The organism is Limnohabitans sp. TEGF004 (genome assembly GCF_027924965.1).
Classification (GTDB): Bacteria; Pseudomonadota; Gammaproteobacteria; order Burkholderiales; family Burkholderiaceae_C; genus Limnohabitans.
Genome location: NZ_AP027056.1, coordinates 102,881 through 117,659, shown reverse-complemented (window position 1 = coordinate 117,659; position 14,779 = coordinate 102,881). Strand labels below are relative to the sequence as shown.

At 57.7% G+C, this 14,779-nt stretch carries 15 protein-coding genes; 7 read left to right on the top strand and 8 right to left on the bottom strand.

Going from position 1 to position 14,779, the window contains the following annotated elements; translation table 11 throughout:
* The first annotated feature begins 16 nt into the window (after positions 1-16).
* The gene (locus tag LINBF2_RS00570) at positions 17-1,738 is read left to right on the top strand and encodes a GMC family oxidoreductase N-terminal domain-containing protein (protein ID WP_281889608.1); all 1,722 of its coding nucleotides are present in this window, start codon (positions 17-19) and stop codon (positions 1,736-1,738) included.
* A 224-nt stretch (positions 1,739-1,962) separates the two neighbouring features.
* The gene (locus tag LINBF2_RS00565) at positions 1,963-2,721 is read left to right on the top strand and encodes a TSUP family transporter (protein WP_281889606.1); all 759 of its coding nucleotides are present in this window, start codon (positions 1,963-1,965) and stop codon (positions 2,719-2,721) included.
* Positions 2,722-2,755: 34 nt separating this feature from the next.
* Here the strand turns inward: LINBF2_RS00565 and mrdA are convergent, their stop codons facing one another.
* The 4 genes from mrdA to LINBF2_RS00545 are packed head-to-tail and all read right to left on the bottom strand — an operon-like array spanning position 2,756 to position 7,347.
* Positions 2,756-4,855, bottom strand: a complete 2,100-nt coding sequence (gene mrdA, locus LINBF2_RS00560) for a penicillin-binding protein 2 (protein ID WP_281889604.1) — start codon at positions 4,853-4,855, stop codon at positions 2,756-2,758.
* On the bottom strand, positions 4,852-5,382 hold the full coding sequence (mreD, locus tag LINBF2_RS00555; protein WP_104796815.1) for a rod shape-determining protein MreD: 531 nt from the start codon (positions 5,380-5,382) through the stop codon (positions 4,852-4,854). Before mreD ends, mrdA begins: the two co-directional genes overlap by 4 nt.
* A complete protein-coding gene (gene mreC, locus LINBF2_RS00550; RefSeq protein ID WP_104796816.1) occupies positions 5,379-6,299 on the bottom strand; it encodes a rod shape-determining protein MreC in 921 nt (306 codons plus the stop codon). Before mreC ends, mreD begins: the two co-directional genes overlap by 4 nt.
* Before the next feature lie 4 nt (positions 6,300-6,303).
* Entirely contained in the window at positions 6,304-7,347 is a 1,044-nt protein-coding gene (locus LINBF2_RS00545) for a rod shape-determining protein (RefSeq protein ID WP_104796817.1), read from the bottom strand.
* Positions 7,348-7,438: 91 nt separating this feature from the next.
* Between LINBF2_RS00545 and gatC the strand changes: the two genes are divergently transcribed.
* Genes gatC through LINBF2_RS00525 form a run of 4 tightly spaced genes read left to right on the top strand, consistent with a single transcriptional unit; the run spans position 7,439 to position 11,319 of the window.
* Complete coding sequence (gatC, locus tag LINBF2_RS00540; RefSeq protein WP_281789028.1) at positions 7,439-7,744, top strand: Asp-tRNA(Asn)/Glu-tRNA(Gln) amidotransferase subunit GatC; 306 nt, start codon at positions 7,439-7,441, stop codon at positions 7,742-7,744.
* Positions 7,745-7,754: 10 nt separating this feature from the next.
* Entirely contained in the window at positions 7,755-9,248 is a 1,494-nt protein-coding gene (gene gatA / locus LINBF2_RS00535) for an Asp-tRNA(Asn)/Glu-tRNA(Gln) amidotransferase subunit GatA (RefSeq protein ID WP_281889599.1), read from the top strand.
* Position 9,249: 1 nt separating this feature from the next.
* A complete protein-coding gene (gatB, locus tag LINBF2_RS00530; RefSeq protein WP_281889597.1) occupies positions 9,250-10,725 on the top strand; it encodes an Asp-tRNA(Asn)/Glu-tRNA(Gln) amidotransferase subunit GatB in 1,476 nt (491 codons plus the stop codon).
* 3 nt (positions 10,726-10,728) lie between these two features.
* Positions 10,729-11,319 carry a YitT family protein gene (locus tag LINBF2_RS00525; RefSeq protein WP_201746944.1) on the top strand — a complete coding sequence of 197 codons (591 nt, stop codon included), beginning with the start codon at positions 10,729-10,731 and terminating at the stop codon, positions 11,317-11,319.
* Between the two features lie 10 nt (positions 11,320-11,329).
* Here the strand turns inward: LINBF2_RS00525 and pyrE are convergent, their stop codons facing one another.
* Positions 11,330-12,025: an orotate phosphoribosyltransferase gene (gene pyrE, locus LINBF2_RS00520; protein WP_281889590.1), complete on the bottom strand. Its 696-nt coding sequence runs from the start codon at positions 12,023-12,025 to the stop codon at positions 11,330-11,332.
* Positions 12,026-12,036: 11 nt separating this feature from the next.
* On the opposite strand from pyrE, the gene LINBF2_RS00515 reads away from it, so the two are divergent.
* On the top strand, positions 12,037-12,828 hold the full coding sequence (locus tag LINBF2_RS00515; protein WP_281889588.1) for an exodeoxyribonuclease III: 792 nt from the start codon (positions 12,037-12,039) through the stop codon (positions 12,826-12,828).
* Here the strand turns inward: LINBF2_RS00515 and ureG are convergent.
* The 3 genes from ureG to ureE are packed head-to-tail and all read right to left on the bottom strand — an operon-like array spanning position 12,825 to position 14,777.
* Positions 12,825-13,481: an urease accessory protein UreG gene (gene ureG / locus LINBF2_RS00510; RefSeq protein ID WP_281891252.1), complete on the bottom strand. Its 657-nt coding sequence runs from the start codon at positions 13,479-13,481 to the stop codon at positions 12,825-12,827. The genes LINBF2_RS00515 and ureG overlap by 4 nt on opposite strands.
* Positions 13,475-14,203, bottom strand: a complete 729-nt coding sequence (locus LINBF2_RS00505) for an urease accessory UreF family protein (protein ID WP_281889586.1) — start codon at positions 14,201-14,203, stop codon at positions 13,475-13,477. The genes ureG and LINBF2_RS00505 overlap by 7 nt, the downstream gene beginning before the upstream one ends.
* Positions 14,193-14,777, bottom strand: coding sequence for an urease accessory protein UreE (ureE, locus tag LINBF2_RS00500; RefSeq protein WP_281889584.1), 585 nt, complete (start codon positions 14,775-14,777; stop codon positions 14,193-14,195). The genes LINBF2_RS00505 and ureE overlap by 11 nt, the downstream gene beginning before the upstream one ends.
* Between the last annotated feature and the right edge of the window lie 2 nt (positions 14,778-14,779).

Sequence of the window (14,779 nt, the reverse complement as noted above, 5' to 3'; positions counted from 1 at the left end):
GAGTTGAGACATCTGCATGAGTGATTCCCAGTTTGACTACATCATCGTCGGCGCCGGCACCGCAGGCTGCTTGCTCGCCAACCGCCTGAGCGCCAATGCCAGCAAACGCGTCCTGCTCATCGAAGCAGGCCGCAAAGACGATTACCACTGGATTCACATCCCTGTCGGCTACCTGCACTGCATTGGCAACCCACGCACCGATTGGCTCTACAACACAGCACCTGACGCAGGCCTGAATGGCCGTAGCTTGCGCTACCCGCGCGGCAAGGTGTTGGGCGGCTGCTCCAGCATCAACGGCATGATTTACATGCGCGGCCAAGCACGCGACTACGACCAATGGGCCGACATCACGGGTGATGCGCGCTGGCGCTGGGACAACGCGCTGCCCTATTTCAAACTCCACGAAGACCACCACGCAGGCGCGAATGCATCGCACGGCGCTAAGGGCAACAAAAGCGAAGTGCTGCTGGCAGACAACACCGTGTACGGCGAAACCTTGCGCCATCACATTGCAGGTGGCGAATGGCGCGTGGAAAAACAACGCTTGCGCTGGGACGTGCTCGACGCATTTGCACAAGCCGCCGTCGAAGCCGGCATTCCCGCCACCGACGACTTCAACCGTGGCAGCAATGAAGGCGTGGGTTACTTTGAGGTCAATCAGAAAAGCGGCTGGCGCTGGAACACAGCCAAGGCCTTCATTCGCCCCACATGCTACGCACGTCCTAACTTTGAACTGTGGTCATCCGCCCAAGTGTCAAGGCTGGTCATGAGCACCGATGCCGATGGCACACAACGTTGCACCGGTGTTGACGTGTGGACAGGGCAAGACTACGTGACTGTCACTGCCAAGCAGTCTGTTGTCTTGAGCGCAGGCGCCATTGGCACGCCGCAAATTTTGCAGCTCTCTGGCCTAGGTCCTGCCGAGCTGCTCAAGCAACACGGTATTGAACCCGTCATTGACCTGCCAGGCGTAGGTGCCAACTTGCAAGACCATTTGCAAATTCGCTCGGTCTTCAAAGTGCAAGGCGTGGACACCCTCAACACCTTGGCCAGCAGTTGGTGGGGCAAAGCCAAGATTGGTTTGGAATACGCCTTCAAGCGCAGCGGCCCCATGAGCATGGCCCCGTCGCAGCTCGGCGCATTCACACGCAGCAGCCCAGACCAACCCTACCCCAACATCGAATACCACGTGCAACCGCTCAGCTTGGATGCGTTTGGCGAGCCGCTGCACAGCTTCCCCGCCTTCACTGCCAGCGTGTGCAACTTGAACCCCACCAGCCGCGGCTCCGTGAACATCACCAGCGCTAGCTTTGCCGATGCGCCCAAGATTGCACCCAACTACCTGAGCACCGAAGCCGACCGCAAAGTAGCGGCCGATTCCCTGCGCGTGACACGCCGCATCGCTGCCCAACCGGCCCTCGCGAAATACAAGCCAGAGGAATACAAACCCGGCGTGCAATACCAAACCGACGAAGACCTGGCGCGTTTAGCTGGCGACATTGCCACCACCATCTTTCACCCAGTGGGTACCGCGCGCATGGGCCGCATCGACGACCCGCTGGCCGTGGTGGACCCCGAGTTGCGCGTGCGCGATGGGCGCGGCGGCGTGGTGCGTGGCTTGCGCGTGGTGGATGCGAGCGTGATGCCCACCATCACCAGCGGCAACACCAACAGCCCCACCTTGATGATGGCTGAAAAGGCCGCGCAATGGCTGGCGCACGAGGCCGAACAAGCCTGATCCTCATACGCCTCGGGTTAGCCCGCAAGGGAAAATCCTAGGCAAAACAAGACCAAGTGGCGCTTACAGTTACTGCACTCGAAACAGCGTAAGCGCTGTATCACGAGGGTCTGAGGAGACAAACACAACAGACGCTTCCTAAGGGGCGTCACTCTGAAAAGGCACCGGTCACCCCGGTGCCTTTTGCTTTTTTAAGGGTTGGTATTTCAGACCACAATCCCTGCATGGAACTTTTCTTCACCACCTTCGCCTCCGCTTTGGCTGGCTTTGTGGACTCGATCGTGGGCGGCGGCGGCCTCATCTTGCTGCCAGCCTTGTTTGCTGTTTACCCCAACACCGCACCCGCCACGCTGTTTGGCACCAACAAAAGCGCCTCGGTCTGGGGCACAGCCTTTGCCACTTGGCAGTACAGCCGCCGCGTGCAGGTGCGTTGGTTGGCATTGCTGCCTGCCGCAGCTGTCACCATGTTGGCGGCGTTTTTAGGCGCTTGGTTGGTCACGCTGGTGTCAGCTGAATTTTTGCGGCGCTTGCTGCCCGCCGTCTTGTTGGTCGTGCTCATCTACACCTTGATGCGCAAAGACATGGGGCGTCACCATTCGCCTCGCTTTCATGGCAGGGCGGAGTTGCTGGCCACCTCCACCATCGGTTTGACGATCGGGTTTTACGACGGATTTTTTGGCCCTGGCACCGGCAGCTTCTTTGTGTTTTTGTTGGTGCGCTGGTTGGGCTATGACTTTTTGAATGCGTCTGTCGCCGCCAAACTCTTGAACCTTTCTAGCAATATCGCGGCCTTGGTGTTGTTCACTTACAAAGGCCATGTGTGGTGGCACATGGCACTGCCGTTGGCCATGGCCAATGTGGCCGGCAGTTTGTTGGGCACACGTATGGCGTTACAACACGGCGCAGGATTTGTACGCGGCATGTTCATCGTGGTGGTAAGTGCGCTGATTTGTAAAACTAGCTACGACGCGTTTTTGCGCTAATCAGCCACAGCGCTAGACAGCGCCTGACGCAGGATCAGCGTGCGCCGCTGGCCGCTGGTTTTTGAGCCACGACAGGCGCGGCAGCGGAAGCAGGCTTGCCCGCAGCAGAGGCGGCTTTGGCTGCCGCAGATGCGGCTTTTGCCGCTGCGGAGGCCGCCATCACAGGCTCTTCCACAGCCAGTTCAGCTGCTTTCGGCGGCCAAGGCACGCTGGCCACTGGGCGCGACTTGCCAATCGGACGTGTGGCTTGGCCCTTTTGCACTGCCTCAATGTCCTCTTGCGAGGGGTACTGCCCCATGATGACAAAGTCAAACACACGGCGCGCAATCGGTGCGGCGTTTTGTGCGCCAAAGCCCGCGTTTTCCACCACCATGGCCAACGCCACTTTGGGATCATCCGCAGGCGCAAATGCGACGAACAAAGCGTGGTCACGCATGCGCTCATCAATCGTGGCTGCGTTGTATTTTTCGTTTTGCTTGACCGTGAACACCTGCGCGGTGCCGGTCTTGCCTGCACTCACATACTGCGCGCCCACAAAGCTGGTGGCTGATGTGCCTTCGACGTTCACGCCAATCATGCCTTTTTTGATGACTTCCAAATTCTCGGGCAGCAAAGCAAGCTGGCCCACCGGCTCTTTGGCCACCAAGGTGGAAGATTTGGTTTCCACGTCCACCACTTCGCGCACCAAATGCGGCTTCATCTTCAAGCCGTTATTAGCCACCGTGCCCATCGCATGCGCAATTTGCAACATGGTGAAGTTGTTGTAACCCTGACCAATGCCCAAAGAAATGGTTTCGCCTGAATACCAACGTTGCTGCTCTGGCTTCTTGTAGGTGTTGCGCTTCCACTCGGTCGAGGGCAACACGCCACGCGACTCACCCAAGATGTCGATGCCCGTGATCTGACCGAAACCCAAGGGCTTCATTTGGTCGTGCATCAAGTCCACGCCCATGTCACGCGCCAGTGTGTAGTAGTAGGTGTCGCACGACTCGACGATGGACTTGTACATGTCCACCGCACCATGGCCACCTTCTTTGTCGTCCCGGAAACGGTGGTTACCAAACATGAAATAGCCGGGGTCGGAAATCAGTGTCTTCTCCGCACGCTTGCCGGTTTGCAACGCGGCCAAAGCCATGAAGGGCTTGTAGGTAGAGCCAGGCGGGTAGGTGCCGCGCAAGGCGCGATTCAACAAAGGCTTGTCGATGGACTCATTGAGCGCAGCCCAGTTTTCAGAGTCAATGCCGTCCACAAACAAGTTGGGATCGAACGTAGGTTTGCTGACAAACGCCAACACTTCGCCCGTCTTCGGGTCAAGTGCCACCAAGGCGCCACGACGTTTGCCGTACAGGTCTTCCACCAGCTTTTGCAGCTTGATGTCGATGGACAACACCACGCTGTTGCCAGGCACCGCTTGGCTGCTGTTGAGGCGGCGCACTGCGCGTCCCCCGGCCGATGTTTCCATCTCCTGCACGCCGGTTGTGCCGTGTAATTGCGTTTCGTAACTTTGCTCAACGCCGAGCTTGCCGATGTAGTCGGTGCCACGGTAATTGCCCGCGTCGTCTGACTCTTCAATCTTGCCTTTTTCCGCTGGATTGATACGACCGATGTAGCCAATCACATGGCTGGCCAGTTGGTTGTACGGGTAGTTGCGGAACAGACGCGCGCGAATTTCAACACCCGGAAAGCGGTAGCGCTGCGCGGCAAAACGCGCCACTTCTTCGTCGCTCAAGCGGTTGCGAATCGGGACCGACTCAAAGCTCTTCGATTCACCCAATTGCTTTTTGAAACGACGTTTGTCGCGGGCCTGAATGTCAATCACACCAGAGAGCTGCTCAATCACATCTTCCAACGGGGCAATCACTTTGGAGGCCGTGATTTCTAAGGTGTAGGCCGAGTAGTTGGTGGCCAACACAATGCCGTTGCGATCCATGATGACGCCACGGTTGGGCACGATGGGGACGATGGCTGTGCGGTTGTTTTCCGCTTGTGCGTTGAGCTCGTCGTAGCGCACCACTTGCAAATAAAACAAGCGAATCGACAGGAAGCCAAACAAAATCAAAATCGCGCCCGTCACCACCACCATGCGCGACCTGAAGCGTCGCAGGTCGGACTCGATGTCGCGAATCACCCTCATAGCGGTCGGTTCAGGTCAGGGTTGGGTGCGCGGCGCTGAGGTGCTAACAAGAACACGCTGACCACAGGCCACAACAGGGCCTCTAGCAGCGGCGCCAAAAAGATGGTCCAGCCAGGAAACAAGGCACCCGACATCATGCGCACCATCAGCTCTAGGGCATGCGCCACGACAAAGATGGGCAACACTTGCATGGCCTGTGACGGCACTGTGAACCACAGCAAACGGCGATGAATCAAGATGGCCATGAAGCCCAATGCGGTGTAAGTCAAAGCATGCTGACCCAACAAGGCCGATTGATGCACATCTGTGGCCACACCAAAAAAGAAAGCCACGCCAATCCCTACCAAGCGCGATTGGTGCACACACCAAAACACCAACACCAAAGCCAAGAAATCAGGCATCCACGCGGCGTTGCCAACGAGGCTGATGTTCACCACCATGTTGGCAAACAAAGCCATCAACAGCGTGAACAAAATAAACATGGGGTTGGCTGGCAACAACAACTGTTGGCCACGAGGCATGATCATCGGCGACCTCCTCTTTGCGCAGCAACTGGCAATTGTTTTTCAATTTGCGGGCGAGGTGGCAGTTGGTCGCTCAAAGGCTCCAAGACCATCACATGACGCGCCCCCTGCACGCGGCCCACAGGCTCGCACAAGATGCGCGCAAACGCGGTTTCAGCACGGCGCTCAACCTTGGTCACTTTGCCCACCAACACACCGGCTGGGTAGATGCCATCCACACCGCTGGTGGACAACATATCGCCCACTTCAATGTCAGCGTTGGTCGCCATGAAGCGCAGCTCTAACAAAGGTGCGCCGCCCGATTCACCATAAGCCACACCGCGCGCACCCGTGCGGGTGTTGAGCACAGGAATGGAATGCTCGCGGTCGGTGACCAGGGTCACTTCACTGACCAGTGGCAACACATGCGTGACCTGCCCCAAAATGCCGTGCTCATCCATCACGGGTGAGCTGGCCTTGATGCCATTGAGCAAGCCTTTGTCGATGATGAGTTTGCGCGTGTAGGGGTCAGCGGCGTCGTACAGCACCTCGGCTGCAATGCCTTTGGTTTCCAAGCGTTTGCTCAGACTCAAGAGTTCGCGCAGTTGTTTGTTTTCCAGCGCCAGCTGTTCCACTTGGCCCGAGCGTCGGGCTTGCACCAACAGTTGTTGACGCGCGTCGCGCTCTGAGGCCTGCGCCACATCGCGGGCTTCGAAATAGTCAGACGAGTATTCGGCCAAAACCTGCGGGCGCATGGCCAACCACTGCACGGGGTACAGCATCACAGACAACGTGGCACGCAAAGGCTGGGTCACACCAAACCGCACGTCAGCCACCATCAACAGCACCGACAAGGCGCTGAAGAAAAGTAATTTGGAGACGGCGGACGGGCCTTGCTTGAAGAAGGCCGGGGGGGAGCGGTCCAGGGTGCCCAGTGGCACTTAATTATTCGCTCGTGAAGATGGAGCCCAAACGCTCCATGCGCTCAAGGGCCAAACCGCAACCACGCACCACGCAGGTGAGGGGGTCTTCAGCCACCAAGACTGGCAAGCCAGTCTCTTCGGCCAACAAGCGGTCCAAGTCACGCAACAACGCGCCACCGCCGGTGAGCATCATGCCGCGCTCGGCAATGTCTGCGCCCAACTCGGGTGGTGTTTGCTCCAACGCGTTTTTCACGGCGGAGACGATGTTGTTCAGTGGATCGGTCAATGCTTCCAAGATTTCGTTGGACGAAATGGTGAAAGAACGTGGCACGCCTTCTGACAGGTTACGGCCTTTGACTTCCATTTCCTTGACTTCAGAGCCAGGGAAGGCAGAACCGATTTGTTTCTTGATGGCTTCAGCCGTTGGCTCGCCAATCAACATGCCGTAGTTACGACGGATGTAGTTGATGATGGCTTCGTCAAACTTGTCGCCACCCACGCGCACGCTGCCCTTGTAGACCATGCCGCCCAAAGAGATCACACCCACTTCGGTGGTACCGCCACCGATGTCGACCACCATGGAGCCAGAAGCCTCAGACACAGGCAAGCCTGCGCCGATAGCGGCTGCCATGGGTTCTTCAATCAGGTACACCTCTGAGGCGCCAGCGCCCAAAGCAGATTCGCGAATCGCGCGACGCTCGACTTGGGTAGAACCGCAAGGCACGCAAATGATGATGCGTGGGCTGGGCTTCAACACCGAGCGTGGGTGCACCATCTTGATGAACTGCTTGAGCATTTGCTCAGTCACGGTGAAGTCAGCAATCACGCCGTCTTTCATCGGACGAATGGCTTCGATGTTGCCGGGCACTTTGCCCAACATGGCCTTGGCTTCGTGGCCAACGGCTTGAATTGTCTTCTTGCCTTGGGGGCCGCCTTCGTGGCGAATCGACACAACGGAAGGCTCGTCCAACACGATGCCTTTGTCGCGCACATAAATCAGGGTGTTGGCGGTACCGAGGTCAATCGCCAAATCGGTGGAGAAATACCGACGAAAAGATCCAAACATGTCTGTCCTCAAAGCTTGCCCGCGGGCGCGGACACAAAGGCGAGATAATACCGCATCGCCCGTAAACCGCGGGTTTTTCCCTCATATATGTATGTCCCTGAATGACCAAGACATCAGCCGCATCGCCAACCTGGCCCGGCTAGAGCTGCAGCCTGACGAACAGGCCCGTATGCGCCACAAAATCAATGACTTTTTCGACATCGTCGAACAAATCCGCGCGGTGGACACCACCGGCGTGGTGCCCATGGCCCATCCTGTGGACGCCATGCAAGGCGCCCACATCGAACTGCGCCTGCGCCCCGACGTGGCCAGCGAACCCAACCAACGCGACCTGAACCAACGCAGCGCCCCCGCCGTGGAGCGTGGTTTGTTCTTGGTTCCCAAAGTGATTGAGTGAGGCCAACACCATGACCCAATCTGCTACCCAATTGCATGACATGACCGTGGCCCAACTGGCCCAAACACTCCAAACCAAGCAAGCCAGCGCCGTCGAAGTGGCCACGGCCTTTTTGGCCCGCGCGGGAGGCAACCCGCACAACGCGTTTTTGGACATCAACAGCGAAGTCACGCTGGCCCAAGCCCAAGCCAGCGACGCCCGCATTGCCGCTGGCACCGCAGGTGCATTGGAAGGCGTGCCGATTGCGCACAAAGACGTATTTGTGACCCGCGATTTCGCCACCACCGCTGGCTCCAAAATTTTGAGCGGCTACCGCTCGCCGTTTGACGCCACCGTGGTGCAAAAGCTAGGCACCTTTGCCGATGGCGCTGTGGGCGCGGGCATGGTGACTTTAGGCAAAGTCAACTGCGACGAGTTCGCGATGGGGTCTGCCAACGAAAACTCCGCCTACGGCGCAGTGACCAATCCGTGGGACACCTCGCGCGTTCCCGGCGGCTCATCCGGCGGCAGCGCTGCGGCTGTGGCCGCACGTTTGGCGCCCGCTGCCACAGGCACAGACACGGGCGGCTCGATTCGCCAACCCGCTAGCTTTTGCGGCATCACCGGCATCAAGCCCACCTATGGCCGCGCCAGCCGCTACGGCATGATTGCCTACGCATCCAGCCTCGACCAAGCTGGCCCCATGGCCCGCACAGCCGAAGACTGTGCGTTGTTGCTGTCAGCCATGTGCGGTTCTGATTTAGACCGTGACTCCACGTCGCTCGATGTGTCAGCTGAAAACTTCTCCGCCAAGTTGAACGACAGCCTGCAAGGCCTGCGCATCGGCATTCCCAAAGAGTTTTTTGGTGACGGCCTTGCCGCTGATGTGCGCGCTGCGATTGATGCCGCACTCAAAACCTTGGAAGCCCAAGGCGCCAAGCTCGTGCCCATCACGCTGCCTCGCACCGAACTGGCCATTCCTGTGTACTACATCATCGCGCCCGCCGAGGCCAGCTCGAACCTGAGTCGCTTTGACGGCGTGAAGTTTGGCCACCGCGCCAAAGACTACACAGACCTGGTGAGCATGTACAAAAAGACCCGCGCCGAAGGCTTTGGCGAAGAGGTCAAACGCCGCATCATGACCGGCGCGTATGTGTTGAGCCACGGCTACTACGACGCGTACTACCTGCAAGCGCAAAAAATTCGTCGCATGATTGCGGACGATTTCCAACGCGCATTTGCTGAGTGCGATGTGATCGCCGGCCCCGTCGCCCCCACCGTCGCATGGAAGCTTGGCAACAACGCCAGCGACCCGCTGGCCGACTACCTGGCCGACATCTTCACGCTGCCAGCCTCGCTCGCTGGTTTGCCCGGCATGAGCATTCCTGTGGGCTTTGGCGAAGGCCATATGCCAGTGGGCATGCAACTCATAGGCAACTATTTGCAAGAAGCACGTTTGCTCAACGTAGCGCACCAGTACCAACTGGCCACTGACCATCACCTCCAAAAACCGGAGGGCATCTGACATGACTGCACCCAAATTAGTTCAAGGCTACGAAGTCGTCATCGGCTTTGAAACACACGCACAGCTCTCCACCAAGAGCAAAATTTTCAGCCGTGCCTCAGTGGCGTTCGGCGCAGAGCCCAACACGCAAGCTTGCGCGGTGGACATGGCCCTGCCCGGCACTTTGCCCGTGATGAACATCGGCGCAGTCGAACGCGCCATTGAGTTTGGTTTGGGTGTCAATGCACACATTGCCGAGCGCAGCATCTTTGCGCGCAAAAACTACTTCTACCCCGACCTGCCCAAGGGCTACCAAATCAGCCAGTTTGAAATTCCGGTGGTACAAGGCGGCGAAGTCTCGTTCTTCTTGGAAGTTGGCAAAGAAACCGTGCACAAAACTGTGCGTTTGGAACGTGCCCACCTCGAAGAAGATGCAGGCAAATCGCTGCATGAAGATTTCATTGGTCAGAGTGGCATCGACTTGAACCGAGCTGGCACACCGCTGCTAGAAATCGTGACACAGCCCGACATGCGCAGCAGCGAAGAAGCCGTGGCCTATGCCAAAGAGCTGCACAAAATCGTCACGTGGATTGGCATTTGCGACGGCAACATGCAAGAAGGCTCGTTCCGCTGCGACGCCAACGTGTCGGTGCGCAAACCCGGCGCACCTTTGGGCACCCGCCGTGAAATCAAAAACTTGAACAGCTTCAAGTTCATGCAACAAGCCATCGACTACGAAGTGCGCTGGCAAATCGACCAAATCGAAGACGGCCATGACATCGAACAAGCCACCGTGTTGTTCGACCCAGACACTGGCGAAACCCGCGCCATGCGCACCAAAGAAGACGCCGCCGACTACCGCTACTTCCCCGACCCAGACCTGCCACCCTTGGTGATTGGTCGCGATTGGGTGGAGCGTGTGAGAAGCGAAATGGCCGAGCTGCCACGTGTCATGGCCGAGCGTTTTGTGCGCGACTACGCGCTGCCCGAATACGATGCGACGCAGCTGACCCAAAGCAAGGCCACAGCCGCCTACTTTGAAGCCACGGCGAAAGCCTGCGGTCAAGCCAAACTGGCCAGCAACTGGATCATGGGCGAAGTGTCACGCCGCTTGAACAGCGGCGAGGTGACGTTTGACAACATCCCCGTCAGCGCGGCGCAACTGGGCGCGTTGATCAGCCGCATCAGCGACAACACCATCAGCAACAGCGCTGCGCGTCAGGTGTTTGACGGTCTGTGGAATAAAGAAGGCCCCTCCGGTAGCGAAGGCGATGTCGACGCCATCATCGAAGCCAAAGGCCTCAAACAAATCAACGACACGGGCGCGTTGGAAGCCATCATTGACGAAGTACTGGCCGCCAACCCCAAGAACGTGGAAGAGTTCAAAGCGGGCAATGCCAAAGCCTTGAACGGTTTGGTCGGCCCCATCATGAAGGCCAGCAAAGGCAAAGCCAACCCCGCACAAGTCAACGAGCTGTTGATGAAGAAACTGGGGTAAGCGATGCCCCACAGCGCGTTGGAAGACACACAAGGCCTGTTGACTGGCGCCTTGTTTGTCGCGCTCGGCGTGTGCATGTTTCGCGAAGCGGCTTTGTTTACAGGCGGCACCACGGGCGTTGCATTCTTGGTGCACTACTTTGCAGGGTGGCCGTTAGGCGCCGTGTTGTTTGTGATCAACCTGCCGTTCTACGTGTTTGGCTGGCAAAAGCTCGGCCACACCTTCACCTTCAAAACATTTGCGGCGGTGGGTTTGCTGTCAGCCTACGTCGAGTTGCTGCCTCAGTGGATCGCGTTTTCACACCTCGACCCCGTCTTCGCCGCACTGATGGCGGGCTTGTTGGTGGGCACGGGTATTTTGATTTTGATTCGTCACGGCGCCAGCTTGGGCGGCGTGACGATCATGGCGGTTTATTTGCAAAAGACCCGTGGCTGGCGCGCTGGCCACGTGCAAATGGCCATCGATGCTTGCATCTTGATGACCGCCTTTGCGCTCACCGATGCGCACAAGGCCTTGCTGTCATTGCTCGGTGCATTTGCGTTGAATTTGGTGATTGCCGTCAACCACCGCGCCGACCGTTACTACGGCGCCTAAAGCTCACGGCTTAAACGCCGTAATGCTCGCGATAAGCCTGAGTACGAGCCAAATGCTCACCCATGGTGTTGTCAGGTTGCTTGCCCAAATAGGCCAACAAGTCTTCCAGCTTGGCGATGGTGCACACGCTCATGCCCAGTTGCTCACGCACGTATTGCACGGCGCTGTAGGGCACATCTTTGGTCGAGCCATCGGCTTGTTTTTCGGTGGCCATTTCTTGGCGGTCCAACGCAATCGCCACGGCGTGCGGTGTGGCACCTGCTGCTTTGATGAGGGCGATCGATTCACGTGCAGCCGTGCCCGCGCTCATCACATCGTCCACGATCAACACGCGACCTTTGAGCGGGGCGCCCACCAAGCTGCCGCCTTCGCCGTGGTCTTTGGCTTCTTTGCGGTTGTAGGCAAACGGCACGTTGCGTCCTAAGCGTGCCAACTCAATCGACACGGCTGCGCCCAAGGGAATGCCTTTGTAGGCGGGGCCAAAAATCATGTCGAACTCGATGCCGCTGTTGACAATGCACTGCGCATAAAAACTGGCCAACTTGCCCAACTTGGCGCCATCGTCGAACAAACCGGCGTTGAAAAAGTAAGGGCTCATGCGGCCCGCTTTGGTTTTGAACTCCCCAAATTTCAACACGCCACAATCCAGCGAAAATTGCACAAATTCTTGCGCCAACGCATCGTTGGCAGACACACTCTGACTCATGGGGAAATTCCTTGTTCAAACTAACCAGCCTCAACCTCAACGGCATTCGTTCGGCCGCCCGCAAGGGCGTGGAAGCTTGGCTCGAAAAAGCCAGCCCTGATTGTATTTGCGTCCAAGAAATCAAAGCCCAGGCCCCCGATGTCGAAGGCAGCTTCGACACCTTGGCAGGTTTGAAAGGCCACTTTCACTATGCAGAGAAAAAAGGCTACTCGGGCGTGGGCGTGTACACCAAGCACGAGCCCAGCGACGTGATCATTGGGTTTGATGGCGGCGAATTCGATGCCGAAGGCCGCTACGTCGAGCTGCGTTTTGACACACCCACACAAAAGCTGTCGATCATCAGCAGCTACTTTCCCAGTGGCTCGTCTGGCCCTGAGCGCCAAGACGCCAAGTTTCGTTTCTTGGCCGCGATGTATCCGCACCTCAACGCCTTGAAACAAGAGCGCGAGTTTGTGCTGTGCGGCGACATCAACATCGCGCACAACGAAGCCGACTTGAAAAACTGGAAGGGCAACAAAAAGAACAGCGGCTTCTTGCCCGAAGAGCGTGCGTGGATGACACAGCTCACCACCGAAGGCGGCATTGTTGATGTATATCGCCAGCTACAACCCGACACCACCGATGCTTGCTACACGTGGTGGAGCAACCGCGGTCAAGCCTATGCCAACAACGTGGGTTGGCGTTTGGACTACCACCTGGCCACACCAGCGATCGCAGCCAAGGCCCGCACCGAAGCGATCTACAAGGGCGAAAAATTTTCAGACCATGCGCCCATCACCATCGCGTATGAAGGTTTGATTTAAACCAACATCCCCTTGGTCTCGATGAACTTGACCACGTCTTGCAAACCATCCAAGGTACGCAAGTTGGTCATGACAAAAGGCTTCAAGCCACTTGCGTTGGTACGCATGCGAATGGTGTCAGCTTCCATCACATCCAAGTTGGCGCCGACATAAGGTGCCAGGTCCGTTTTATTGATCACAAACAAATCGCTCTTGGTGATGCCGGGGCCACCTTTGCGTGGAATTTTTTCACCAGCCGCCACGTCGATCACATAGATCGTCAAGTCACTCAGCTCGGGGCTGAATGTGGCAGCCAAGTTGTCGCCACCACTCTCAATGAACACCATATCGGCATCTGGAAAATCGACCAACATGCGGTCGATCGCTTCAAGGTTGATGGATGCGTCTTCGCGGATGGCCGTGTGTGGGCAACCGCCCGTTTCCACACCCATGATGCGCTCTGCGGGCAATGCACCACTGATGGTGAGCAAGCGTTGGTCTTCTTTGGTGTAAATGTCGTTGGTGATGGCGACGAGGTCGTACTTGTCGCGCATGGCTTTGCAGAGCATTTCCAGCAGGGTCGTTTTGCCAGAGCCCACAGGCCCGCCGATGCCCACGCGCAGAGGTGGTAATTTTTTGGTGCGATTGGCGATGGCGTGTAAGTGCTTCATGATCTGAACAGTCGTGAGTATTGGGTTTCGTGTTGGGCCGAAAGAATGGCCAGCATGGGAGAAAAAGCTTGGCGCGTGTCGTCGTTCACTTGCATGGCATGGCTGACGGCGGGGGCGATGTGTTGAGCGAGCTTCGTCAAGATGCGTTGTCCTGAGTTTTGCCCGAGAGGCACTGACTTGATGGCGGCTTGCACCATGTTTTCAGCCCACCCAAAGGCATAGGCTTGCAAGCATTGCTCCAGCGACGCGCCGGTGCGCGACAAAGCCAAGGCAAACATCAACGGGTAGGTGGGTATCCAGCGGTTACACATCGCAATGGTGTCTGCATCGATGGCGTCTTGGTTGCGCAGCCACTCCAACATGGAGCGGCCCATTTGTTCACTCTGCAAACGCAACTCAGCGCTCTCGCGGGTGGCATGCACCCACTGACTCAAGGCCTCTAGGCGCGCGTCATCGCGAGCTTGCCATGCCGTGATCATTTGACCGAGCACCGCCATATCGCCACGCGACTGCGTGAGGTGGAGTTGGTCCACCAACCACTCAGCGGCGCTGTGTTCGTCATGCACCAAGCCATGATCAATGGCTGCTTCTAAACCTTCGGAGTACGAGAAGCCACCAATGGGCAACGCGGGTGACGCGAGCCAAATGAGTTGAAGCAGTGCGGGTGTCGCTGCAGACGAATTCATAGGCTCAGCCAACGCTAGCGATGCGACATCAGTGGTCATGTTTGCAATTAGGACCATGCACATGGTCGTGTGCATGGTGATCGTGGGAATGGGCGTGCGTGCCATGCGCCTCTGAACCGTGGCTATGCGCGATGTGGCCATGACCTTGTGCGTGCCCATGGCTGCTGTACGCACCGCCTTCGGGTTCAAAGGCTTCATGCACAGTCACCACCGTCATGTGCATGGCGCGCAGCATGTCAGCGAGTACGTGGTCGGGCTCAATTTTCAAATGGTCGGCTTGCAGCTCAATCGGTACATGGCGGTTACCCAAGTGATAGGCAGCACGTGTCAAGTCAAACGCTGAGCCGTGTTGCGTACACGCGGTGATGCGCAACACTTCTTGTGGCGCCGCTTGCACGCACACGAGAGAACCGTCTTCGAGCACCAGCACATCACCGCCGCGCACCAAGGTGCCGCGAGATAAGAAAACGCCAAAAGCGCGACCTGTGGAATCGGTCGCATCAAAGCGGCTTTTTTGGCGTACGTCCCAGTCCAGCTCCACCGTGGCGGCGCGTTTGACCAGGGCGGCGGCCAAACCTTGGCCGCCAGCGATTAATTTAGAACAAGTGAGCATCA